Source organism: Anoxybacillus sp. FSL W8-1294, assembly GCF_037965005.1.
Taxonomy (GTDB): Bacteria; Bacillota; Bacilli; order Bacillales; family Anoxybacillaceae; genus Anoxybacillus; species Anoxybacillus flavithermus_G.
The window spans coordinates 924,541-947,996 of sequence record NZ_CP150179.1 but is presented as its reverse complement, the minus strand read 5'-3'; the positions used below and the strand labels follow the sequence as shown (position 1 = coordinate 947,996).

The 23,456-nt window shown below is 42.0% G+C and carries 27 protein-coding genes and 1 pseudogene; 8 read left to right on the top strand and 20 right to left on the bottom strand.

The window, feature by feature from the left end; genetic code table 11:
- Positions 1-22 precede the first annotated feature (22 nt).
- The 6 genes from hrcA to gpr all read right to left on the bottom strand — a co-directional run bounded on the left by hrcA (position 23) and on the right by gpr (position 6,898).
- On the bottom strand, positions 23-1,057 hold the full coding sequence (hrcA, locus tag NSQ23_RS04960) for a heat-inducible transcriptional repressor HrcA (RefSeq protein ID WP_192948247.1): 1,035 nt from the start codon (positions 1,055-1,057) through the stop codon (positions 23-25).
- Positions 1,058-1,134: 77 nt separating this feature from the next.
- Positions 1,135-2,286, bottom strand: coding sequence for a radical SAM family heme chaperone HemW (gene hemW / locus NSQ23_RS04955; protein WP_080601127.1), 1,152 nt, complete (start codon positions 2,284-2,286; stop codon positions 1,135-1,137).
- A 38-nt stretch (positions 2,287-2,324) separates the two neighbouring features.
- Positions 2,325-4,151 carry a translation elongation factor 4 gene (gene lepA, locus NSQ23_RS04950; RefSeq protein ID WP_004889450.1) on the bottom strand — a complete coding sequence of 609 codons (1,827 nt, stop codon included), beginning with the start codon at positions 4,149-4,151 and terminating at the stop codon, positions 2,325-2,327.
- A gap of 93 nt (positions 4,152-4,244) precedes the next feature.
- Entirely contained in the window at positions 4,245-4,550 is a 306-nt protein-coding gene (locus NSQ23_RS04945) for a YqxA family protein (protein WP_004889449.1), read from the bottom strand.
- A 9-nt stretch (positions 4,551-4,559) separates the two neighbouring features.
- Positions 4,560-5,720 (bottom strand): stage II sporulation protein P, encoded by a 1,161-nt coding sequence (locus NSQ23_RS04940; RefSeq protein ID WP_339174295.1) that lies wholly within the window; start codon positions 5,718-5,720, stop codon positions 4,560-4,562.
- Between the two features lie 74 nt (positions 5,721-5,794).
- Positions 5,795-6,898: a GPR endopeptidase gene (gene gpr, locus NSQ23_RS04935; RefSeq protein ID WP_192948245.1), complete on the bottom strand. Its 1,104-nt coding sequence runs from the start codon at positions 6,896-6,898 to the stop codon at positions 5,795-5,797.
- A 191-nt stretch (positions 6,899-7,089) separates the two neighbouring features.
- Here gpr and rpsT point away from each other — a divergent pair, with 191 nt between their 5' ends.
- Positions 7,090-7,356: a 30S ribosomal protein S20 gene (gene rpsT, locus NSQ23_RS04930; RefSeq protein ID WP_004889444.1), complete on the top strand. Its 267-nt coding sequence runs from the start codon at positions 7,090-7,092 to the stop codon at positions 7,354-7,356.
- Between the two features lie 56 nt (positions 7,357-7,412).
- Positions 7,413-7,571, top strand: a pseudogene (locus tag NSQ23_RS04925) (cyclic nucleotide-binding domain-containing protein); the annotation flags it as partial.
- Between the two features lie 39 nt (positions 7,572-7,610).
- On the opposite strand, the gene holA reads toward NSQ23_RS04925, so the two are convergent.
- Entirely contained in the window at positions 7,611-8,591 is a 981-nt protein-coding gene (gene holA, locus NSQ23_RS04920) for a DNA polymerase III subunit delta (RefSeq protein ID WP_004889442.1), read from the bottom strand.
- Between the two features lie 239 nt (positions 8,592-8,830).
- Here holA and NSQ23_RS04915 point away from each other — a divergent pair, with 239 nt between their 5' ends.
- Complete coding sequence (locus NSQ23_RS04915; RefSeq protein WP_003393868.1) at positions 8,831-8,965, top strand: YqzM family protein; 135 nt, start codon at positions 8,831-8,833, stop codon at positions 8,963-8,965.
- Positions 8,966-9,013: 48 nt separating this feature from the next.
- Here the strand turns inward: NSQ23_RS04915 and NSQ23_RS04910 are convergent, their stop codons facing one another.
- From NSQ23_RS04910 to NSQ23_RS04900, 3 genes are read right to left on the bottom strand one after another with little or no spacing between them, the layout of a single operon-like run.
- Entirely contained in the window at positions 9,014-11,227 is a 2,214-nt protein-coding gene (locus NSQ23_RS04910) for a DNA internalization-related competence protein ComEC/Rec2 (RefSeq protein WP_339174292.1), read from the bottom strand.
- Between the two features lie 45 nt (positions 11,228-11,272).
- Positions 11,273-11,740, bottom strand: a complete 468-nt coding sequence (locus NSQ23_RS04905; protein WP_004889439.1) for a ComE operon protein 2 — start codon at positions 11,738-11,740, stop codon at positions 11,273-11,275.
- Between the two features lie 46 nt (positions 11,741-11,786).
- Positions 11,787-12,374 carry a helix-hairpin-helix domain-containing protein gene (locus NSQ23_RS04900; RefSeq protein ID WP_339173438.1) on the bottom strand — a complete coding sequence of 196 codons (588 nt, stop codon included), beginning with the start codon at positions 12,372-12,374 and terminating at the stop codon, positions 11,787-11,789.
- A gap of 76 nt (positions 12,375-12,450) precedes the next feature.
- On the opposite strand from NSQ23_RS04900, the gene comER reads away from it, so the two are divergent.
- On the top strand, positions 12,451-13,281 hold the full coding sequence (gene comER / locus NSQ23_RS04895) for a late competence protein ComER (RefSeq protein WP_004889436.1): 831 nt from the start codon (positions 12,451-12,453) through the stop codon (positions 13,279-13,281).
- A gap of 60 nt (positions 13,282-13,341) precedes the next feature.
- Here the strand turns inward: comER and NSQ23_RS04890 are convergent, their stop codons facing one another.
- Genes NSQ23_RS04890 through NSQ23_RS04855 form a run of 8 tightly spaced genes read right to left on the bottom strand, consistent with a single transcriptional unit; the run spans position 13,342 to position 18,326 of the window.
- The gene (locus NSQ23_RS04890) at positions 13,342-14,082 is read right to left on the bottom strand and encodes a class I SAM-dependent methyltransferase (RefSeq protein ID WP_339173434.1); all 741 of its coding nucleotides are present in this window, start codon (positions 14,080-14,082) and stop codon (positions 13,342-13,344) included.
- Positions 14,079-14,435, bottom strand: a complete 357-nt coding sequence (gene rsfS / locus NSQ23_RS04885; RefSeq protein WP_064214131.1) for a ribosome silencing factor — start codon at positions 14,433-14,435, stop codon at positions 14,079-14,081. The genes NSQ23_RS04890 and rsfS overlap by 4 nt, the downstream gene beginning before the upstream one ends.
- Entirely contained in the window at positions 14,432-15,007 is a 576-nt protein-coding gene (yqeK, locus tag NSQ23_RS04880) for a bis(5'-nucleosyl)-tetraphosphatase (symmetrical) YqeK (RefSeq protein ID WP_064214132.1), read from the bottom strand. Before yqeK ends, rsfS begins: the two co-directional genes overlap by 4 nt.
- On the bottom strand, positions 14,997-15,563 hold the full coding sequence (locus NSQ23_RS04875; RefSeq protein ID WP_004889430.1) for a nicotinate-nucleotide adenylyltransferase: 567 nt from the start codon (positions 15,561-15,563) through the stop codon (positions 14,997-14,999). The genes yqeK and NSQ23_RS04875 overlap by 11 nt, the downstream gene beginning before the upstream one ends.
- A 10-nt stretch (positions 15,564-15,573) precedes the next feature.
- Positions 15,574-15,867: a ribosome assembly RNA-binding protein YhbY gene (gene yhbY, locus NSQ23_RS04870; protein WP_004889429.1), complete on the bottom strand. Its 294-nt coding sequence runs from the start codon at positions 15,865-15,867 to the stop codon at positions 15,574-15,576.
- Positions 15,861-16,688 carry a shikimate dehydrogenase gene (gene aroE, locus NSQ23_RS04865; RefSeq protein ID WP_339173430.1) on the bottom strand — a complete coding sequence of 276 codons (828 nt, stop codon included), beginning with the start codon at positions 16,686-16,688 and terminating at the stop codon, positions 15,861-15,863. The genes yhbY and aroE overlap by 7 nt, the downstream gene beginning before the upstream one ends.
- A 16-nt stretch (positions 16,689-16,704) precedes the next feature.
- Positions 16,705-17,808 (bottom strand): ribosome biogenesis GTPase YqeH, encoded by a 1,104-nt coding sequence (gene yqeH / locus NSQ23_RS04860; protein ID WP_004889426.1) that lies wholly within the window; start codon positions 17,806-17,808, stop codon positions 16,705-16,707.
- Positions 17,809-17,813: 5 nt separating this feature from the next.
- Positions 17,814-18,326, bottom strand: a complete 513-nt coding sequence (locus tag NSQ23_RS04855) for a YqeG family HAD IIIA-type phosphatase (RefSeq protein ID WP_339173427.1) — start codon at positions 18,324-18,326, stop codon at positions 17,814-17,816.
- A gap of 281 nt (positions 18,327-18,607) precedes the next feature.
- On the opposite strand from NSQ23_RS04855, the gene NSQ23_RS04850 reads away from it, so the two are divergent.
- Complete coding sequence (locus NSQ23_RS04850; RefSeq protein ID WP_035018531.1) at positions 18,608-18,748, top strand: sporulation histidine kinase inhibitor Sda; 141 nt, start codon at positions 18,608-18,610, stop codon at positions 18,746-18,748.
- 10 nt (positions 18,749-18,758) lie between these two features.
- On the opposite strand, the gene NSQ23_RS04845 is transcribed toward NSQ23_RS04850, so the two are convergent.
- On the bottom strand, positions 18,759-19,553 hold the full coding sequence (locus tag NSQ23_RS04845; RefSeq protein WP_339173423.1) for a phosphatidylserine decarboxylase: 795 nt from the start codon (positions 19,551-19,553) through the stop codon (positions 18,759-18,761).
- A gap of 125 nt (positions 19,554-19,678) precedes the next feature.
- Between NSQ23_RS04845 and pssA the strand changes: the two genes are divergently transcribed.
- The 3 genes from pssA to motB all read left to right on the top strand — a co-directional run bounded on the left by pssA (position 19,679) and on the right by motB (position 21,874).
- Complete coding sequence (pssA, locus tag NSQ23_RS04840) at positions 19,679-20,218, top strand: CDP-diacylglycerol--serine O-phosphatidyltransferase (protein WP_339173421.1); 540 nt, start codon at positions 19,679-19,681, stop codon at positions 20,216-20,218.
- Positions 20,219-20,334: 116 nt separating this feature from the next.
- Positions 20,335-21,135 carry a flagellar motor stator protein MotA gene (motA, locus tag NSQ23_RS04835; RefSeq protein WP_339173419.1) on the top strand — a complete coding sequence of 267 codons (801 nt, stop codon included), beginning with the start codon at positions 20,335-20,337 and terminating at the stop codon, positions 21,133-21,135.
- Positions 21,119-21,874 (top strand): flagellar motor protein MotB, encoded by a 756-nt coding sequence (gene motB / locus NSQ23_RS04830; protein ID WP_339173417.1) that lies wholly within the window; start codon positions 21,119-21,121, stop codon positions 21,872-21,874. Before motA ends, motB begins: the two co-directional genes overlap by 17 nt.
- A 207-nt stretch (positions 21,875-22,081) precedes the next feature.
- Here the strand turns inward: motB and iscB are convergent, their stop codons facing one another.
- Positions 22,082-23,362 carry an RNA-guided endonuclease IscB gene (iscB, locus tag NSQ23_RS04825; protein ID WP_339173415.1) on the bottom strand — a complete coding sequence of 427 codons (1,281 nt, stop codon included), beginning with the start codon at positions 23,360-23,362 and terminating at the stop codon, positions 22,082-22,084.
- Positions 23,363-23,456 lie beyond the last annotated feature (94 nt).

The window sequence follows — 23,456 nt, the reverse complement described above, 5'->3', positions numbered from 1 at the left end:
CCCATCCATAATATTGACATCGCTAATATTTTTGATACCACATCGTTAACACCTTCGACAAATCCGTTGCAACAAGGTTTAGCAGCGAAATGACGCGCGAATATTCCATACGGGTTGGGCCAAGCACAGCGATTGTGCCAAGTTTCTCCCCACCGACGGAATATGTCGCTGTAATTAAACTGCAGTTTTCCATCCCTTCGACATCGTTTTCGGTACCGATTTTCACCTGGATACCTTGTTGGTTATGCTTTCTTAGTAAACGATAAAACTCTTTTTCTTGTTCAATGATGTTAAATAAAGCACGAAGTTTGTCGATGTCGCTAAATTCCGGCTGACGAAGCATGTTCATCTTTCCGCTTAAAAACATTTGCGCAGGCGCATTTAAATCTAAAGAAGACGAAATCATGCGCAACATGTGGTCGTAGCTTTGGATGTGTTCGCGAAGAACGTGCGCAACTTCCGTTTGAATTTTATCTGTCAAATCTTCTAAAGGGACACCCGTCAACCGTTCATTTAAAATGTTTACCATCTTTTCAACATCTGATGGTGGAATAGATGGCGGGAGCGTCACAACATGTTTTTCAACATAACCTGTATCGGTCACAATAATCGCGACAGCCGTTTCCGCATTGAGCGGAATAATTTGAATCGTTTTTAACTTATGTTCTTTTACTGAAGGACCGAGCACAACCGTCGTATAGTTCGTTAAGTCTGATAAAATTTGCGCCGACTTTTGAATAAGCTTTTCTAATTCGTATATTTGTTCATGAAAAATCGACTGAATCGTTTGCACATCCTTTTGTGTTAACCGAACTGGCGGCAATAAATGGTCAACATAATAACGATATCCTTTTTGAGACGGGACGCGACCAGAGGAGATATGTGTTTTTTCAATAAACCCAAGCTCCTCTAAATCCGCCATTTCATTGCGAATCGTCGCCGAGCTAAACGTAATATCCTCCTTCTTCGATAACGTTCGCGAACCAACAGGATGCCCTGAACGAATAAACTCATCAACAATCACTTTTAAAATTAGCAATTGGCGATCGGATAGCAATGCTCATCACCTCTGTTAGCACTCTAATAAAGCGAGTGCTAAATCTACTATTAAGGTATCAAATTGAGCTTGTCGTGTCAAGATGAAACGCCGAGAAACGACTGAAATACTTCGTTTCCAAGCAATTTGCCACGATGCGTCAAAACAATCGCTTCTTCTGTCTCTTCAAGCAATCCGTTTCGTTTTTGTAAAGCAATCGCTTCATCAAAGACGTCATGCACCGTTTTTCCATATCGTCGAAAAAATTCATCTTTATTTACTCCTTCGCTTTTTCGTAACCCGAGAAACATATGCTCTTCCATTTGTTCCTCTTTTGACACAACATGTGTATTGATATAAGGAAATTGACCTCGTTCAATGAGTTGGATATATTTTTTAATCGGTCCGGCGTTTACGTACCTTACGCCGTTCATATAACTATGCGCTCCCGCACCAAATCCGTAGTAGTACTCGTTATTCCAATATGTCATATTATGGCGGCTGTTAAATCCGTTTTGGGCATAATTGCTTAGTTCGTATTGTTTATATCCGCGTTGTTCCATTTGTTCCATAATGATTTCATACATCTGTGCTTCTTCTTCTTGACTCGGCAATCGTAACGCCTGCTTTTTCATTAAGTTATAAAAAACCGTTTTCGGCTCAATAATTAACGAGTAGGCAGAAACGTGTTGAATGGGTAATGAAAACGTTATGTGTAACGTTTCTTTCAGTTGGTCGATGGTTTGTGTCGGTAATCCGTACATTAAATCGATATTTATATTATGAAAACCGAGTTCGTTCGCCCGTTCAATTGTTTCGATTGCCGTTTCCTTCGTATGTGTACGTCCAATGTGTCGTAGCAGTTCATTATCAAACGTTTGTACCCCGAAGCTAAGGCGATTGACTCCCCATTGCTTGAGCACATACAACTGTTCATCGCTTACTCCATCCGGATTCGCCTCTACGGTAAACTCAACATTCGAAGCGAGCGGAACTGTGCGATGAATGGCGCTCAATAATCGATCAAGTTGTTTAGCAGTAAGCGACGTCGGTGTACCACCACCGATAAACACCGTTTGTAATTGCGAGGTCGGAAAACGTTCAAACGTCCGCTCCATTTCGATGATTAATGCTTCAATGTACGCATCGACCGGTTGCTGGTGTAAAAACACTTTATTGAAATCACAATAATGACAAATGTGCGTACAAAACGGAATATGAATATATGCTGCTTGAATCACTCGTTTCACCCTTTTCTATACAAAAAACCGCAGAATGGTTCTGCGGTTTATTTTTGATCGTCCATCTTTAGTACAGCCATAAATGCTTCTTGCGGCACTTCAACAGAGCCAACTTGCTTCATGCGCTTTTTCCCTTCTTTTTGCTTTTCAAGCAACTTACGCTTACGAGAAATGTCCCCACCGTAACATTTCGCTAATACATTTTTACGCAACGCCTTAATCGTTGAACGTGCAATAATTTTATTGCCGATCGCTGCCTGAACAGGAACTTCAAACTGTTGGCGTGGAATTAAGTCTTTTAATTTTTCAACAATCACTTTTCCACGGTCGTATGCTGAATCGCGATGAACGATAAACGACAAGGCGTCAACTTTTTCACCGTTTAATAAAATGTCCATTTTGACAAGCTTCGATGGCTTATAACCGATCAATTCATAGTCAAACGATGCGTATCCTTTTGTGCTCGATTTTAAAATATCGAAGAAATCGTATACGATTTCAGCAAGTGGTAATTCGTACGTCAACGTCACACGTCGCTCGTCTAAATATTGCATATCACCGAAAATACCGCGTTTCTTTTGACATAGTTCCATAACAGGACCGACGTAATCGTTTGGCACCATAATTGTCGCACGTACATACGGTTCTTCCACACGTTCAATTTTTTGTGGATCTGGCATGTTGGATGGATTATCGACGGCGAGTTCTGTTCCATCTGTCAAATATACTTTATATACAACGCTTGGCGCTGTTGCAATAATGTCAATGTTAAATTCACGTTCTAAACGCTCTTGAATAATTTCCATATGCAAAAGTCCTAAGAAACCGCAACGGAAACCGAAGCCAAGCGCTTGTGACGTTTCCGGCTCAAACTGCAACGCCGCATCGTTTAATTGCAGCTTTTCTAACGCCTCACGCAAATCGTTATAGCGCGCTGTATCGATTGGATACAAACCGCAAAACACCATCGGATTTAAACGGCGATACCCCGGAAGCGGCTCGCTTGCTGGATTGTCTGCGTGCGTAATCGTATCCCCGACGCGCGTATCGCTTACGTTTTTAATCGATGCGGTTAAATATCCAACATCACCAACGGTCAACTCGTCAACGACTTTCGCTTTCGGCGTAAATACGCCCACTTCAACGACTTCAAACTCTTTTCCTGTCGCCATCATTTTAATTTTTTGACCAGCTTTTACTGTTCCTTCGACTACGCGAATGTATGCGACAACCCCTCGATACGGATCGTAAAGCGAGTCGAAAATAAGTGCTTTAAGCGGTGCATCTGGATCTCCGGATGGAGCAGGAATTTTTTGAACGATTTGCTCTAAAATTTCGTCGATCCCGATGCCGACTTTGGCTGATGCCAACACAGCTTCGGATGCGTCAAGACCGATGACATCTTCAATTTCTTGACGAACACGTTCAGGATCGGCACTTGGTAAATCAATTTTATTAATAACAGGTAAAATTTCCAAGTTATTGTCGATCGCCAAATATACGTTCGCAAGCGTTTGCGCCTCAATGCCTTGCGCTGCGTCAACGACTAAAATTGCCCCTTCACACGCCGCTAAACTACGAGATACTTCGTACGTAAAGTCGACGTGTCCCGGTGTGTCAATTAAATGCAGAATGTAATCGTTACCATCTTTCGCCTTGTAATGAAGCTGGACGGCATTTAATTTAATCGTAATGCCGCGCTCGCGCTCTAACTCCATCGAATCGAGCGCTTGCTCTTTCATCTCGCGCTCAGATAGCGCACCCGTCTTTTCAAGAATGCGGTCAGCAAGTGTCGATTTGCCGTGATCGATATGCGCAATAATGGAAAAGTTGCGAATACGATCTCGTCTTTTTAGTCTTTCTTCACGATTCATCTATGTTCCACTCCTATAATTTCCGAAATACGCTAGCTTTGATTATAGCAACAACGTTCGCAATATTCAACGTAAAAAAGAAAAGGCGGATCGTTATCCGGCCTTTTGCGCAAATGAAAGCATATGTTCAACAAGCGAATGAACGAAAGTGGCAAGCTGTTGTCCCGCTTTTGAAAACATGTTAAATGCCTCAATTTGTTGCAGTTTTTCTTTTTTCTCTTCGATGGATTGACCGAGCACGATCGTTTCATCTTTTGATACATGTACAACTTGCTCGAGGGAAGGATCGTTATACCCTTTCATTTTCCGCATTCCTTCGTTCGCTTGCTGCATGCCGAGCAATACCCCGACTAAAAAAATGACGGCGATGAGTAAACTTTGCATCATAAATTTCACCATCTTACTCACCTACTTTTTTTCTGCTGGTTGTGTTGCGTTCACCTTCTCCGCTTGCCAGTAATATTCGCTAAATACGTCCGCTACAGCTGCTGCTGTTCGATACAATTCTTGAAATGTATTATCCACACCGCCAAACTCAATTAAAATGGCGTTTTCCGATAAATCTTGATTGAACTTTCCGTTTGTACCGACTCCTTTTTTCTCAAACGTGCCACGGCTCAAGCCCGGATATTTTTTTTCTAGCAGTTCATGCAATTTTGTTACCAGCTGTAAATTTTTTTTATATTTTGCATTTTCTCCACCGATAATAAACGATACTCGCGCATAATGCACTCCGTTAATCGTCACCGTCGTATCGTTACGGCGTCGAGAATCGCGGTGAATGTCAATCAAATATTGCACGTCACGATTGTTTGCCATCGCTTCAACGACCGTTTTACGCGACATATCATACGCTTGATAATATTCCATGTTATTTTTCAACAACTTCCCTATAAAATCGGTCGTATCAACAACCGTTCCAATGCCGCGCTTTTCTAGCTCTTCTCCTAATTTTTTGCCGACTTTTGTCACATTCACAGTCGGATGATGCGCAAAGTTTGGATTTGTGACCCCTTTTAATGCTGGTAAATACGATTCTTGTGTATGCGTATGATAAATGTAAGCAACTTTCTTCCCTCCTGTCGTTTGCGACGGCGCAGGAGCAGGTGGTGTTTCTTCCTCCTGAAACTGTTCTTGCGCAGCTTCACGCTCCGCAAGCAACACTTCTAAAGGAGGCGGCGATTCATATGGAATGTTTGTAAAGTCCGTTCCCTCGCCCGCTAAAATAATTTCACTATCATACAACGAAAAACCAGGAAGCTCCCGTCCGAGCAAGCTGCGTGGATCGTTCAAATTAACGCTTGTCGTCATTTGAAAAAAATATTGAGAATACGGTAATTGTTGTTTATCTTTCGGCAACGTTTGACTAAAGTACACATTTTCAAAAGAAAGCAAATGCACGAGCGATTCCGTTGAAAAATGATTCGCCACTTCATGAACAGACGAAGAAGAGAGGCGATATGTCGATGTCGCTGTCATCGTGGCGACAACTGTCAACGTTCCCATAAATGTAAACAAAATAAATACAAGCCACTTTTTTATACTCGCTCCGTGAACGGTCACCATCATGTTCATCACTTCACCCTTTCAAAGCTTGTCTACTCTATCAATATGACAACGCTTTGAAAGATAGAACGAAAAAACTAATGCGTATATGCCCCAACGTTTTCTTGATCAATCCGATGGTGCAAAGCAGCATTCAGCCCGCTCGCCAATATGTTCGCCATCTCTTCAATAAATACGTCGACTTCTTTTGGTGTAACCATTAAATTATGACCGATCGGGGCAAGCACTTCATAAATTAACCGTCGCTTTTCTTCGTCATCCAATAGACCGACCATTCCTAAAAAAGCTGAACGATCTGCCTCGCTCGGTAAATCTTCTTCCGTTAACTTTTTTTTCTTTCCAAATACAAGACTTGCTGGCGCAAGCGCACGAGCTGCTCGATTGCCTTCCTTCATCTCGCGACCGAGATGCTTTAGCAACAAATCAATCGTATCGCTTGCAATCGATACAGCATCAACAACCGTCGGTACACCAATCGCAATCACGGGAATACCTAGCGTTTGTTTACTTAACTCTTTTCTTTTATTCCCAACGCCTGCCCCAGGATGAATGCCTGTATCAGAAATTTGAATCGTCGCGTTGACTCGTTCGATTGAACGCGCCGCTAACGCATCAATCGCAATAATAAAATCTGGTTGAGTTTTTTCGACAATCCCTGCAATCACGTCGCTCGTTTCAATTCCGGTCATCCCCATTACTCCTGGGGCGAGCGCACTCACCGAGCGAAATCCGTCTTGAACACTTTCGGGTTGCAACTGAAATAAATGCCGCGTCACTAATAAGTTCGATACAGCTAGTGGACCGAGCGCATCGGGAGTTACTTCCGCATTCCCTAATCCAACAACAAGACAACTTGCCTCTCGTGAGATGCCCAGTTGCTGTAAAAAAGCATAAAAATGTTTAGCAAAAAGCTTTTCTACTTTTTGCTGTAAGTCGGTATCCTGTGTACGAATACCTTGAGCTTCAATTGTTAAATACTTTCCTGCTTTTTTTCCTAACGTTTTTGCCCCTTCTTCCGTCACTTCTACAAATGAAAAATGAACACCATCTTCTTCCCAGTCACGAATCAATACCCCCTCAAGCGAAGTTTCCTGCTTGTTTTGTAGTCGTTCTTCAATCGCTATTTCATGCGCTTCAATCGCTAAATCCGTTCGTACACTATATGGTCGTAAATCGATCATACCGCTTCCTCCATGTATTTTTTATCATTTGTTTTATCCATTTTCCTCCTTTTTCATACAATCGTACTTTTCGTCTTTGCCCTATTGCATAATTAAGAGCAGTTTGGTAGAATATCACTTGTTCTTATTGTTCATCGAACTGTCGCGTATTGAACGTATATATTTGCGATCGGTTAATGGAGGTGAAAAAAATGGCAAACATTAAATCCGCAATTAAACGTGCAAAAACAAGCGAAAAGCGCCGCGCTCATAACGCATCTATGAAATCTGCAATGCGCACAGCAATCAAAAAATTTGAGGCGCTTGTTGAGTTAAAAGACGTGGAAAAAGCAAAAGAAGCTTTCGCATTTGCGACAAAAAAAATCGACAAAGCGGCTAGCAAAGGCTTAATCCACAAAAACGCTGCAAATCGCTATAAATCACGCTTAGCGAAAAAATTAAACAGCATTACAGCATAATGAAAAAACAGCTTGTCATACACGGCAAGCTGTTTTTCTGTTTGGGAGGGGAACATATGCATTGGGTGAAAGAACAGTTAAAAACCATTTCGTTATTTTCTCAACTATCTGATGAAGAATTAGATGCGATTGTACATATTGCAACCGTCCGCACATGCAAACCGAAAACGATCGTCTTTATGCAAGGAGATCCGCTCGATCGTGTTTTTTTCATTGATGTCGAGGCGCTACAACAAAAGCGGTAGATTGTCTCTCTACCGCTGTAACTTTAAGAAAAACAACTGCAACAACAACTGTTTGTCTGTTGCACTACTTTTTAGCGCATAATCTGTTTCCGCTAAATCATATAAAATGTGCATTAACTGCTGTTCCGAAAATCCGCCGGCATAACTTGCCGCCATTTTTACACGAAACGGATGAACACCTAACATCGAGGCTATTTGTTGTTGACCGTATCCTGTTTTCATCAATTCTTTCACTTCATAAATGAGCCGAAATTGGCTAGCCAACAATGCGACAAGCTTAATCGGCTCTTCATTTTGACGTAATAAATCTTGAAGCGTTTGCAACGCATCTGTGATGTTCCGCTTGGCAATCTGTTCAACGAGAACGAAGACGTTTTGTTCAAGTGTACGCGATACAAGCAACCGAACATCGTCAGCTGTAATGGAACGCCCTTCAGCAAAAAGCATCAACTTCTCAATTTCGTTTGCTAATGTCGCTAAATCGGTGCCTGCCAATGCAAGCAACACGTCAATCGCGTCATCATCAATTTGACATTGCCCTTTCACCCATTGTTTTAACTCTTTTTCGTTCAACGGCTTAGCAACGATGACATGCGCTTTTTTTAATAACGCTTTCGTCACTTTTTTTCGTTCATCAAGCTTTTCATACGAACCGACAAACATGACACTTGAAAACGGAGCAGGTTTGTCAATATAGGCTTCTAGCCGTTTCACATCGTGCTCTACTTTTTCTTTTCCTTTTTCCGCTGTCAAAAAATACGGCTGCTTGACGATGACGATTTTCCTCTCCCCAAAAAACGGAAGCGTTTCCGCATCTTCAAGCGCCACTTCAATAGGCGTTTCTTCGCAATCATATGTACTAACATTCCATTCACGTTCTTCGTCTGACAATGCCCGACGAATGATTTGTTCATACGCTTGTTTCATTAAAAAATGCTCCGTACCATATATGACATATAGTTGTTCCATGTTCTCTTCCCCATTCTTCATGACTTTCTTTAAAGAACATACAACGTTTCGGAGCATTTTACAAGGGAGTTAGCAGATGAGAATCGCCAACTCCCATTTATTTAAACGTTGGAAAACAAGCCCTAGGAACTCGTTTATCCAACGGATATCCTTATCTTTTCCGATCTGACGCGAACTATTTGTGACAACTGTTGTCAACGATGTAGATTTTCTTTCTTTTTTCCCTTATACTAATGGGTGAGAAAATAGGAGGGATGGTCATGAACGAATTTGAAAAAAACGTTCAATGTACGCGCAACGACGCCGTTGACTCAGCTGTTGGCTTCATCGTATCATTCGGCTTTTTCGCCACGATGTTCATTATCGCCACACTTGTAAAATTTTTCGGTGCGTAATGGACACCTAAAAGAGATTGCGTGTTGCAGTCTCTTTTTTCTTGTATATTATGGCAAGAACGTCTGAATGGTGCTTATCCGCTTATGAAAACGAATGACGACCGCACCGTGTTCATCGGTGCGAAATATGCGCACGTGATCGTGACGTAAACGTTCGATGACTTCCCGATGCGGATGACCATATCGGTTGCGGCGGCCAGCTGAAATGAGCGCCACTTTGGGACGAATATGTTGTAAAAATGGTTCAGACGTTGACGTTTTGCTTCCGTGATGACCGACTTTTAATATGTCGACTGGCAACGACGGGTACGTTCTCATAATTTGTTGTTCCCCTTTTTCTTCTAAGTCACCTGTAAATAGCCAATATGCTCCTCCCATCCATGCATACAACACAATCGAACCGTCGTTTGTCGTCTCTTCATTTCCAAATGGAGAGAGAATGTAAAATTGCGCTTTCCCAACCGCCCAACGATCGCCACTTTTCACTATTTGCACACGAGCGCCTTTTTTGCTCGCTTGCTCAATTAACGTTTGTTCCAAATCGTTTCGTTGTTGTTGCATACCAACCATCAATTTCCGGACACGAACTGCTTCGAATACATCGCCCGCATCTCCAATATGATCAAAATCTCCATGTGTTGCAATAAGCGCATCGATCGTACGCACACCTTTGGCCTTTAAGAACGGAACGAGCACATCTTCTCCGACACGAAATGACTGCTTTCGCTTTTTCCACAATTCATCGGCAAACGACATCGTTCCCCCGGTATCAATGATATAAATCGCCTTTCGATATGGAAGTTCAATGTATATACTATCTCCTTGTCCAACGTCTAGCATAACCACTTCCCCGCTCGGACGAAAAAACGGTGAAATGAAATGGATAATAATCACAAAAATAAACGAAAAACGAAAAAGATGCGCTCGCTTTTGTTGTTCAAATGAAAGGAACAAAAGACAGATGGAGAGAACATAAGCAACGATCAACAACGCTGGCGGACGACCGAGCGTAAGCATCAACGTATCGGAAAGTGAAGTCACAAGCGCATTTGAATGAGCGATGACTGCCGCCAATCCATATATGATTAACGGGCTAAGAAACGGGATACATATATGGACAAATAACGCTACAAACGAAAGCGGCAAAATAATAAACGAATAAAGCGGAACAAAGATGACATTTAACGGGATCGATAAAAGAGACACTTCGTAAAAATGATAAAGCAAAAGTGGTAATGTACTCATTTGTGCAATAAACGATGTCGCAAACAACTGTCGAATAACAGAGCGTTGATTTTGAATGAATGAGGAACAAATGATTAGCGCAAAACAAACGAGGAAAGATAATTGGAAGCCAAGATGAAACATCGCATACGGGTCTTTTGCTAATAAAACGAGGCAAGCGATGCTTAATGAATCGATTGTGCGCAGACGAGAAGAAGCGAGAAAAAAGCAACTCGTCATAATTGCAGCGCGCATGACTGACGGTGCAGCTCCTGCTAAAATGACGTACAGCGGAATGCATCCAAGCAATATCATCGTCGCTCGTTCCCTTGTTATACCGAGACGAATGAATAAATAAAAACAACCACCGACAAGCAACGTCATATGCAAGCCCGAAATCGCAAGCAGATGAATAAGCCCTAACTTTTGATAACTAGCGAGTACCGTTGGCTCTATATCGCTTCGTTCACCATAAATGAGCGCTTGCATAAACGCACTTACGTCATTTGGAAAGTGATGTTGAATGTAGCGAATACCGTCTTGACGAATCGTCTGAAGCCGTTCCATCCATGTGATGTTGGCGCGCATACAACGTTCGAGTGAAGTCGGACGAACAATCCAATGTATGCGTTGGTGAAATAAATAGCGGCGATAATTGAAGGCATACGGATTAGTCGGCAAAGAAGGCCGCTCAAGCATCCCTTGGAGTGAACACGTTGTCCCTATTTGCAGTTCGTCCCATTGTCGCTTTTCTTCTTCTGTACGGAGACGATAAATCAGTTGCAGCCGTTCATTTTGCCATTGAACGACCGTCTTAACTCGATCGCCGTCAATATAAATCGGAGCAATGAATCGCACAAAAAAGGTTGTCTCATTCCCCGAAAGTTTCGTCACATTATGCGCATCTACCCATTTGCTCCATAACGAGAAAAACAAATAACAGCACATGCACGCGAAAAATAACTCTCGCTTTCGCCAGAGTAAAAAGAAACTATACACAAATGACAACACAAAACAAACAGTTGATTTTGTTAACATAGACAAGACGGCCAAAATGGCCGCCATCGCCACGTAAACGATATCTCATCTCCCCTTTGCGTGCAAAAATGTCGGAATGGATTCCATATCAAACGGGACGTGCTTGACCGTTACGCCTGCTTGTTCGAACAACTGCAAAGCGAACGGGTGGTTTTTATAGTCGTTCGCATAATAAACAGCTTTTATCCCGCTTTGAATGATCGCCTTACAACATTGTAAACACGGAAAATGAGTGACGTATATTTCCGCCCCTTCTGTTGGCACACCAAACTTTGCACATTGTAAGATAGCGTTCATTTCTGCATGAATCGTGCGTACGCAATGATTGTCGATGACATAACATCCTTCATCAATACAATGCGCCCCACCTGCGATCGAACCGTTATATCCCCCAGCAATGATGCGCTTATCGCGCACAATGGTTGCCCCGACGGCTAGCCTTGTGCACGTGCTACGTAACGCTAACAAATGGCTTTGAGCCATAAAATATTGATCCCATGTAATTCGCTCCATCTACTTCTCCCCCCTTGTCCATTATGCCTTTAGTTTATCGTCAATTTTAGCGAACGACAATTTGTTCTTTTATTTTTTCAAGCGATTTCGAACCGATTCCACTCACATTCAACAAATCTTCGACTTTTTGAAACGGTCCATGTTCCTCACGATATGCAATAATGGCGGCTGCTTTCGCAGGTCCAATTCCTTGTAACGTTTGTAACTGTTCAATCGTTGCTGTGTTAATGTTGATTTTTCCACTTGAACTGCCCGTTTGACTCGTTGTTTCCACGATGATGTCTTCGCCTTTTTTCGGCACGTAAATGACCATTTCATCATACACTTTCATCGCCAAATTTACTTTCGTTTCATCTGCTTCTTCGGTTAGCCCTCCTGCCAGTTGAATGACATCGTGAATGCGGCTTTCCGGTGCCACTTCATATACTCCTGCTCGTTTGACGGCTCCTTTCACATCGACAACAACGGAGGCTTGTTCCTCTACTTGTTGTTCTTGCTGTTCTTCTTGTTCTACCTGCTCTAAAGGGAGCGGTTGTACGGGGGTGTCCTCTTGTTGTTGAATGATCCAAATGGTCGCTCCAATGACAATTAAGCCTACATACACCCAACGTTCATACGTTTTTATCCATTTCATGCTTTCACCCTTTCATAAAAAGGATCGTTGTCGCATACATATGACGTATAGTGGTGACGGATAAGGGGGGATACCGTTGAATATAGGATTTATTGGAACAGGAAATATGGGAACGATTTTAATTGAATCGTTCATGAACGGAAATGCCGTAAAACAAGAACAACTATTCATTACGAATCGCACGCTTGAAAAAGCGTACAATATACAAAAACGCTACCCAAACATCCATGTGATGCCGACGAATGAAGAAGTCGTAAAACACGCAACGATTGTTTTTATTTGCACGAAACCGTTGCATATGCCCGATGTTCTAAAGCAACTTCGCCCGCATTTGACCGATCATCATTGCATCGTATCGATTACGAGCCCCATTTCTGTGCAACAACTTGAATCGCTCGTGCCATGTAGCGTCGCTCGCGTCATTCCGAGCATTACAAATCGCGCACTCGCTGGAAGTACGTTAATTACGGTAAGTGAACGTTGCACAGAGGCGGATCGGACAACGATTGAACATTTATTCCGTTCCATTTCTCGTCCAATATACATAGACGAGCCTATTACGCGCATCGCTTCTGATTTAACGAGCTGTGGTCCTGCTTTTTTCAGCTACTTAATTCAAAAGTTTATCGATGCAGCCGTTCAACAAACGTCCATTACGAAAGAACAAGCAACGACGTTAACGACGCATATGATCATCGGGTTAGGTGCATTGCTTGAACAACAATTGTATACGCTACCGACATTACAAGAAAAAGTATGCGTCAAAGGTGGCATTACTGGAGCAGGCATTGAGGTGTTAGAGAAAGAGGTTGGGGATTTGTTCGTTCACCTCTTTCAAAAAACGCATGAAAAATTTTATGAAGAAACAGAAAAGGTGCGCCAACAAATCGACAATATTCGTGATTAACAAAAAAAATCCTGCTTATTTGTTGAAGAAAAATCCCAAAAGTGAGGCACTTTTGGGATTTTATTTTTGCGCAATGAAAAAAATGCGCTCGCTTTCTTTTGTTGGTTGTTGCTCTGTGAAATCCGCCCATACATGCAATACATGAAACCCTGCTTGTTTTAACCACATGACATATTGATCGACATCGTATGTTCGCTGTACGTGCATTTCATCGACTCGTTCATATACACCTTCTTGTAATTGAACGAAAAACGTGAGTTCGTGTTCGACGCTATGTGGCCATGGTCCTTCGTAACAGTTCCATATGTAGCTCACTTGGTCATCATTGCTCGCAAACGTCCCATGATGCAAAAAAACGTTTTCCATTTTAAACAAAGAATGCACATCAAATAAAAACAATCCGCCAGGTCGCAATTGTTCATATACACGCATAAACGTAGCGATAACGTCTTCTTCCTGTAATAAATAATTGAGTGAATCACAAAAAATGACGATTGTATCAAACGGCTCGAACGGGCCAAAATCGCGCATATCTTGCTGAAAAAACGAGAGGTTTACCCCCCGCTCCTCTGCTTTCATCTGCGCAATAGTCAACATTTGTTCCGACAAATCGACACCGGTGACGTCAAACCCTTTTTCCGCTAACCGAATCGCAAGTTCCCCTGTACCGCATCCGAGATCAAGCAGTCGTTTTCCATTGTGATACGAAGTAACCGTTCGTTCAACGAGGGCACACCACGCATCATATGGAGCATCGCTCATTAATTGATCATACCAACTCGCAAATCGTTCGTACGTCATGCCCCAAGATCACTCTCGATCCGCTCAAGCGGTGCGTCGCCCCATAAGCGTTCAAGATTGTAATATTCGCGGTCTTCTTTATGGAAAACGTGAACGACAACATCCCCTAAATCAACTAAAATCCAACGCGCCTCGTCAAATCCTTCAACACGTTTGACTACAACACCATGCTCTTCTGCTTTTTCTTTAATTTCACGCGCGATCGCTTGTACTTGTTTATCGGAATGACCGTGACAAATCATAAAGTAGTCAGCGACAAGCGAAATGCCTTTCATATTTAACGCTACGATGTTTTCGGCTTTTTTGTCATCCGCTGCTTGTACTGCAATACGTAAAATATCTCGTTCTGTCATGAAGAAACCTCCTTCAATTTTTTAGCTATATCATTATACGTATGGAACGTATCTGGGTAAATCGGTTCGCGTTTGTCCATTAAAAATTGGATCGTATTTTGAAGCGCTCGAAACAGCGCACGATCTAGATGTTCTCGCGCCAACACACGCACTTCGTCAACACCAGGAAACGAACGATTCGGCTCAATATAATCCGCAATATATACAATTTTCTCAAGCAGCGTCATATTTGGACGTCCTGATGTATGATAACGTATCGCTTGTAAAATGTCTTCATCTTGAATGCCGACTTCCGTTTGGACTAAATATGCCCCAACAGGCGCATGCCATAACTCTGGGCTATATGCTAACAAATCTTGGGGCATATGTTGTTCGATAATGATGCGCTTCATTTCTTCTTTTGTGCGGAATTTTGCATAGTCGTGAAAAATTGCCGCCAATTCCGCTTTTTGCACATCAGCTCCGTACAATTTCGCCAGTTCAATGGCTGTTTCCATCACGCCTAATGTATGAATATACCGTTGCTCTTTTAATTGTGTGCGCACGATCGCTAACGCTTCTTCACGTTTCATACAACCGATTCTCCTTTATATATAATTGAACCGCTTCCGGCAACAAATACGTGACACTTTTCCCACTTTGAATCCGCTCACGAATAAGCGAAGAAGAAACCGCAAACGTCGGCACATCCACTTCGATGATCGGATACGGTGTACGAAGAGAATAGCCAGGCCGTTTCACCCCGACAAATTGCACAAGCTGAACAAGTTCGTCAATTCGATACCAATTCGGTAAATATTCAACCATATCTCCACCGATAATAAAGTAAAACATCGTATCCGGATATCTTTGCTTCAACAAAACGATCGTATCGTACGTATATGATCGCTCTTTTCGTTCAAGCTCAATCGTTTCAACGCGAAAGTGCGGTTGATTCGCAATCGCCGCCCGCAACATATGAACGCGATGCACGTGATCCGTCACCTGTTTATCTTTATGAGGTGGAATGTAATTTGGCATAAACCATATTTCATCGAGCTGTAACTCCGTTCGTACATCATCCGCAATTAATAAATGTCCGTAATGAGGCGGATCAAACGTCCCACCTAAAATGCCTACTTTTTTCACCACAACGCTCCTATTTCGGTAACACAATTTGTTTATGTTCACGCGATTCTTTATATAATACGATCGTATGCCCAATCAGTTGGACGACTTCCGCCCCTGCACCTTCCGCTAATTGCTCTGCCACTACTTCTTTTTCTTCTTCGCAATTTTTTAATACACTCACTTTAATCAGCTCTCTTGCTTCAAGCGCATCGGCAATTTGCTTAATCATATTGTCATTGACGCCACCTTTTCCCACTTGGAAAATCGGTGTTAAATGATGAGCTAAAGAACGTAAAAATCGTTTTTGTTTTCCTGTTAACATGTTTTTCCTCCTAACTGTTGTATGACAAGTTGTTCCATTCGTTTCGTATTTGGAAAGATCCCTGTCCACTTTTCGAACGCTAGTGCACCTTGATAGACGAACATGCCTACACCGTTTTGCACGCGCGCCCCTTTTTCTTTTGCTTCTTGCAGCCATTTCGTCATGAGTGGATTGTAAATAATGTCGCTTACGATCGTATCTTTTTTTACATGCCGAAGGGACAGCGGCGTCGCATCGACATGCGGATACATGCCGACAGACGTCGTGTTAATAATAATATCGTACTCCCCTACCCGCTCTTCTGCTTCTTCAAGCGAATATACAGATGATTGTTTGACAACAAACGCCTCTGCTTTTTTGACTGTTCGATTACATACATCGACAGCGGCGACACGATGTTTAAGAAGAGAGAAATAAATGCCGCGCGCTGCTCCACCTGCACCGACAAGCAAAATGCGCGCACCTGACAATTCGACGTCCATTTGCTCGCATAGCGCTCGGACAAATCCTTCACCATCTGTATTATAACCAATCCATTTGCCGTTTTCATTGACGACTGTGTTTACTGCCCCCATTTGCTTAGCCGTTTCATCAAGCTCATCCATATATTCCATCACCGCTGTCTTATGCGGGATCGTCACATTAAACCCAGCACATTGTAACGCTTTTAAGCCTTCTACCGCCTTTTTTAACATATGCGGTTCGACATGAAAGGCGTGATAATGCGCATGAATGCCGAGCGATTGAAATGCATCGTTATGCATAAGCGGCGACAACGAATGATGAACAGGACAGCCGATCAGCCCAAACAATTTCAACATCCTCTCCCCCTTTGTGTTAAATGAGCGACTTCCGCAACATGACACCAACGCCTTTTGGCGCATATGCGATGACTTGTGCCCCAGGCTCGTGACACGTCACCCAGCCAAGCCCTGAAAAAACGATATCTGTTTTTGGTTCTTTTAACGTAAAATGATGGGCGACAAGCGGTGGCAATTGCTCGCAATAGCTTTTGCGCGGCGGCTGCAACAATTCACCAAGATGTCTTTCATACAATTCATCGGCATGTTCACGTTTCGTTCGATGAATAAATAATTCATTCGACATATAACATACAAATGGACGTCTCCCACCACTTACATAATCTAATCGAGCAAGCCCACCAAAAAACAACGTCTGTTGTTCGTTCAATTGATATACTTTCGGCTTAATTTCTTTTTTCGGTGTAATGACTTTTAAATCTTTCTTGTCAACGAAATGCGCCATTTGATGATGGTTTATAATTCCCGGTGTATCATAAAGCGCTGAGCCATCATCGAGTGGAATTTCAATCATATCAAGCGTTGTCCCTGGAAAATATGATGTCGTAATGACATTTCCTTTACCCGTCGCTTCTTTAATAATACGGTTAATAAACGTTGATTTTCCAACGTTCGTACAACCGACAACATATACGTCTTTTCCGTTGCGATACTCGTCAATCGCCGTCATGACTTCCTTCATACCATATCCTTTATGTGCACTAACTAAAAAAACGTCACGCGGCTGTAAGCCAAGTTCTCGTGCAGTTTGTTTCATCCAACGCGTGACCTTTTCATGTTTGACGGACTTTGGCAACAAATCCACTTTATTGCCGACAAGTAACACATCTTTTTTTCCGACAAACCGATGCAACCCTGGCAACCAGCTTCCATTGAAATCGAAAATATCAACGATTTTCACGACAAGCCCATCTGCTTGTCCGATGCCGTGCAAAATGTTTAAAAAGTCGTCATCTGTTAATGATACGTCTTGCACTTCGTTGTAATGTTTTAACCGAAAACAACGTTGACAAATAATCGGATCGCGTTCAAGCGCTGAAGGAGGCGCATATCCAATTTTTTTTTCATCTTCTGTTTGAATCGTTACTCCACATCCAATACAAATGACTTGTTCACTCATTTCGATCACTCCCAATGAATCATACCTTTTTTTCGCATCATATTTAAAATTTTTCTTTCTATGTTTCGGTTAATACGAGTAAAAAAGCCGTCTGTTTGTGCAACAGGGACGACTAAAATCGTATGTAATCCGATCCGATTGCCGCCGAATACATCGGTAAGAAGCTGGTCACCGATGACGACAACCTCTTCTTTTTTCAGCTTCATATCGTGCAACGCTTGTTGAAACGCTCGCGTTAACGGCTTGCGCGCCTCGAAAATAAATGGAATGCCGAGCGGTTTAGCGAACGCTTCTACTCGTTTTTTATTATTATTGGATACGACCGTCACTTGAATGCCGCTTTGTTTCATTTGCTCGAACCACCGAACAACCTCTGGCGTCGCAAGCGGACGATCCCATTCAATTAACGTATTGTCTAAATCGGTAATAATTCCTTTTATTCCTTTTTGCTTTAGTCGCTCCGGGGTAATTTCGAAAATGCTTTTTGCATGTTCATTCGGCAAAAAATATTTTAACATCTTTGCTCATCCTTTTTTCATTTTTTACATAAATAAACAAATTACAAAATTTTTCGACAAAATCTGACCATTTTCATAACTTGTGGATAACTTTATACACATATTCCACACTTGTTTTTCAACTTTCTCCATATGTTATAAACAACACATCCACAACTTACCCACAATTACATGTGGATAACCAGAACGATTGTTCTTGTTTTTAATTTATGGTAAAGTGAAGATGAACCTACCATTATATGTATACCTTCATTCATGTATACGTTAAGGAGGCGAAAAAAATGAAATGTTTACCTGACGACTTATTAATTGAATCATACTACAAAGCGAAAGAATTGCAACTGAGCCCAGAGTTTATTCAACTGATCGAACGAGAAATTGTCTGCCGTCGTCTTCACCATAAGCTAAAGCAGTCATCATAAGTTCGGGCTCTCACTCGCTTTTTTCTTTTAGACCGAGGAGCCCGAGCCGTTGTCCCACTTTAACTTCTACCGGCGGAACAATTTGCTCATCTAACGTGAATACTCCTTTTTCGAACAACAATACGACCGTTGAGCCGAACGAAAAATATCCAATTTCTTCTCCTTTTTTGACGTAATCATGTTCGTGCGTTAGCTCAATGCTATTTACAAACATCGCTCCGACTTTCACAATTGCCGTATGCATACCATTTGTACACAGTTCGGTAATTCTTCTGTAATTTTTAGAAAGTGGAGCCTTGCCATATTTCAATCCAAGGCGGTTTACAGGGTATGACTTCCCACCGAGCTCCCACTGCTTCACTACCTCTCCACATATTGGACTATGAATACGATGATAGTGACTCGGACTTAAATACAAAATAATAAACGTACCGTGCAAATACTTTTCAGCGATGCGATCATCGCCAAGCATTTCACGTATAGAGTACGTTTTTCCTTTGACGATGATTTCTTTTTGATCCGTAATGATGCCAACATCTTCAACAACTGCGTCCACAGGGCTGACGACGCTATTCGGATGTTCATCAATTGGGCGAAGTCCTTCTTTCAGCGTACGGGTGAACAGTTGTTGTAGCGTTTCATATTCATGCAGCTTTTTTTCCATTTCTTCTTTATTAATTTTGTATACTTTCGCATAAGATGAAATGAATAACCGACTCCATTTCGATCGTGTGAACGAAGCGAGACATTTAGATGTCATTCGTCGATTTGTTAGTTCAATTAACAAGCGATATAGCCATTTCATGAACGTTTTCCCCCTAAAGTAAAGAATATTCTTTACTAGTTCGCTTATTATCAATAAAATATTAGTAACCGAGTGATATTTTTGGCAAGTGGGTCAGCACGATTTCAATAAAGGAGTGAACTTATATGTTTTTATCCGACTATATTGATCATACCATTAAAAAACTTAAAGCGCATACGGCAAACGTATTGACGTTAACAAACTTAAGCTTAGGCGGTTTCGCGATTTTATTTGCGGTAAAAGGCCAGCTGAACGTCTCTGTATTATTTATCTTTTTAGCTGCACTTGCCGATCGTTTTGACGGAACAGTCGCTCGGAAGATGAATATCGAATCGGATCTAGGCAAACAATTGGACTCAATGAGTGATATTATATCATTTGGAGTAGCACCTGCACTATTGCTTTATCAAGGTTTATTGCACGAATTTGGCGCACCTGGTTCGTTCTTTACAATTTTTTATATCGGTTGTGGAGCATTTCGCCTTGCAAGATTTAATGTTACCGAAAGCAACGGGTATTTTATCGGCTTGCCGATTACAGCAGCAGGATGTTTATTGACGCTAAGCTACTTGACGATTCATTACTTCCCACCTTACGTCTTTATTTTTATTATTTTTACGCTTTCTCTTTTGATGGTTGGCTCATTTAGGCTAAAGAAAATTTAACCCTTGAAGGTTTCCTCTTCAAGGGTTTTTTCGTACAAATTTCCCTTTTCAAACATTCGGATAAATTATATGATAAACTTGGATTTATTTTTCATTCTATAACTTGGGGTGATATCATGGACCGTACGTCCTTAATTGGGCTCATTCTTGGCATTATCGCTGTCGGTGTCGGAATGGTGTTTAAAGGGGTAAGCCCAGCTGTGCTCATTAACCCTGCTGCGATTTTAATCATTTTATTAGGGACAGCGGCCGCAGTAACAATCGCCTTTCCAACGAAAGAAATTTCGAAAGTGCCGAAACTGTTTGGAGTTATTTTTAAAGAGTCGAAAACGCCAAAAATCGAAGAACTCATCCCTCTGTTTGTTGAATGGGCAAACATCGCTCGCCGCGAAGGATTGTTAGCGTTAGAAGCAAAAGTGGCTGAAATTGATGATCCGTTTTTGCGCAACGGATTAAGTTTAGCCATTGACGGACAGTCACAAGAATTTATTCGCGATGTCATGACGGAAGAAATCGAAGCGATGGAAGAACGCCATTTAGCGAATGCGACGATTTTTACACAAGCCGGTACATACGCCCCAACGCTTGGGGTACTTGGTGCCGTCGTTGGATTGATCGCCGCTTTGCAAGATATGTCTGATATTGAACGTCTCGGTCATGCGATTAGTGCGGCGTTCGTTGCGACACTTATGGGGATTTTCACCGGATACGTCCTTTGGCATCCATTTGCGAACAAATTAAAACGGAAATCGAAAGAGGAGATTAAAGTGCGGCAAGTGATGATTGAAGGGGTGCTCTCCATCATCGAAGGACAAGCACCGCGGGCGATCGAACGAAAACTAGCTTCTTACTTGCCGATGAGCGAACGTCAAAAACTTTTAGGACAAGGAGCTCAAAATAATGGCGAAAAAGCATAAAAAACATCATCATGAAGAACATGTCGATGAGAGCTGGTTAATTCCGTACGCCGACTTACTGACGTTGCTGTTGGCTTTGTTTATCGTATTATTTGCCAGCAGTCAAATTGACTCGAAAAAGTTTATGGAAATTGCGCGCGCCTTCAATAACGTATTTACAGGCGGTACAGGAGCGTTGCAATATTTAAGCCCTATTGAGCGGGAAGAAATGGACTCTGTCATTAAAGACTCACCAAACCAAAAACCGTACGTTAAAATTTCAAAAGAAGAATACGAGGAATTAAAAAAGATTCAAAGTAAATTTAACGAATACGTGAAAACGAGTCAATTAAGCGGTAAATTGTCTGTCGCCATGACAGAAGAAGGACTGCTTGTGACGATCGCAAACGACGTATTGTTCGATTCAGGTAGCGCCGATATTAAACCGCAATATCGCGATGTCGCCAAAAAAATATCGAATTTGCTCGTCATGAACCCACCGCGCAACATCGTCATTAGTGGACATACAGACAACGTGCCAATCAACAATGCAAAGTTTGCTTCAAACTGGGAATTAAGCGTCATGCGCGCCGTTAACTTTATGAAACTATTGCTTGAAAATACAAAATTAGATCCGCAACTATTTAGCGCAAAAGGATACGGTGAATTTAAACCGATCGCATCTAACGCAACAGCTGAAGGACGAGCGAAAAACCGACGGGTAGAAATTTTAATTATGCCGCAAGAACCGGCACAATAAAAGCGAGGGGATGCCCCCATAGCCATCAAGTTAAGAATTTGATCTTTTTTCAGCGCCAAAAACATGGTATCCTTTCTAACGAAAATCATCGTTGGAAAGGATTGTTTTTTTTGATGGCAAAAAGCAGCACCCTTTCATTGACTTGTATGCTGTCACGAAACTTACGCAAGGAAGCCCCCGCCTTTAGGCACGAGGAGGAATTGCACCTTACGCAAGTTCCGCCACCCCCTTTCCATAAGCATATCCGTCAAATCGCTGAATGACTTGGACATATCTATAATTTATTCCTTGTGCGATACGCTTTCCGTCCTTGCCTTTAATATCGAAACTTCCAGTCTTTCTACATGCGACTTCGCCAAACCAAACGCCTTGATATTTCCCTCTTGGGACAACAGCCTTAACCATGTCCCCTGTTTGAAAACCAAAGAAGAATTTTTGTCTTGCAAGATAACCTCTTGGGAAGCCATATCTATCTAGGTTTGTACGAGAGCGACTACCACGCCCTTTTGCCTTGATAAATAACACTTCTTTTGTTTTGAAATATAAGTGATTTGTTGTGCTTTCGCCTACACAACAAGCGTCAAAATAATGTGTTTTCGGCAAGTCTAAACGAATACGATTCATTTTTGTTCGTGCACCTGTTCCACACTCGACATCTAATCCTGTCTGCTTTAACACTTCATACGCTTTCCATCTTGTCGAGTTGATAGCACTTGTATCCTTTAATGATTCTTTGACTTGCTTTTGAATGTGCGGATACCCGAATTCTTCTGCTGTCTTACTTCCTTTGCGCTGATTACAGTCATGACAGGCAAGACATAGGTTATCCACTCGGTCTGTTCCACCTCTCGATTTTGGAATGATATGCTCCACTTCAAGTGGAACATTTTCTTTTCCGCAATAACAACACTTCCGCCCAAACTTTTCAAGCAAATACTCCCGTACTTCATATCCTTGTAGCGTGCCTTGTTGATACTCTACACCATTGATTTCAGGATTTCGCATGAGTTGCGTGTCGAATTTGGCATTTTCGTATGATATATACCCAATGGGGCATAACTTCTTTAGGCGGTTAACCCATGTTTGGATATTTTGCACACGACTCTCTAGTGATGACGGCAACCACCCCTCCTTTCGCTTGCGGTTCAGAAAGCGTGGTTTTCTGTATCTTGTTTTTCGATTTCGTCTTGCTCGACGAAAAGCACGCCTTTTATCTATTCTTTCCTTGATGTCTGTGCGATGGTCAAGTTGCCCTAACCATACCACTTCTTGTCCTCGCAAAATCGCTAATCCTGTATGCCTGCTTCCATAGTCGATTTTTAGCCGATATGTTGCTTTAATTTCTGATTCGTCTACTGATTTTTTCAAGATGATGGTAAATGGAAATCGCCTGTAAATCGCCGCCTTCCCTTGTTTCAACAGCTTTCTTGCAACTGCTTCGTGACAAGGAGCAAGCGGACGTTTGTTTGTGTCTAACACAAAAACCATAGGGTTCTCCCCTTTCCTCTGCTTACGCAGGTCATATTCTCCTCGACCATGTTATAGATGCTTGTTATGTGCAAGACACTAGCGCTACCCACCA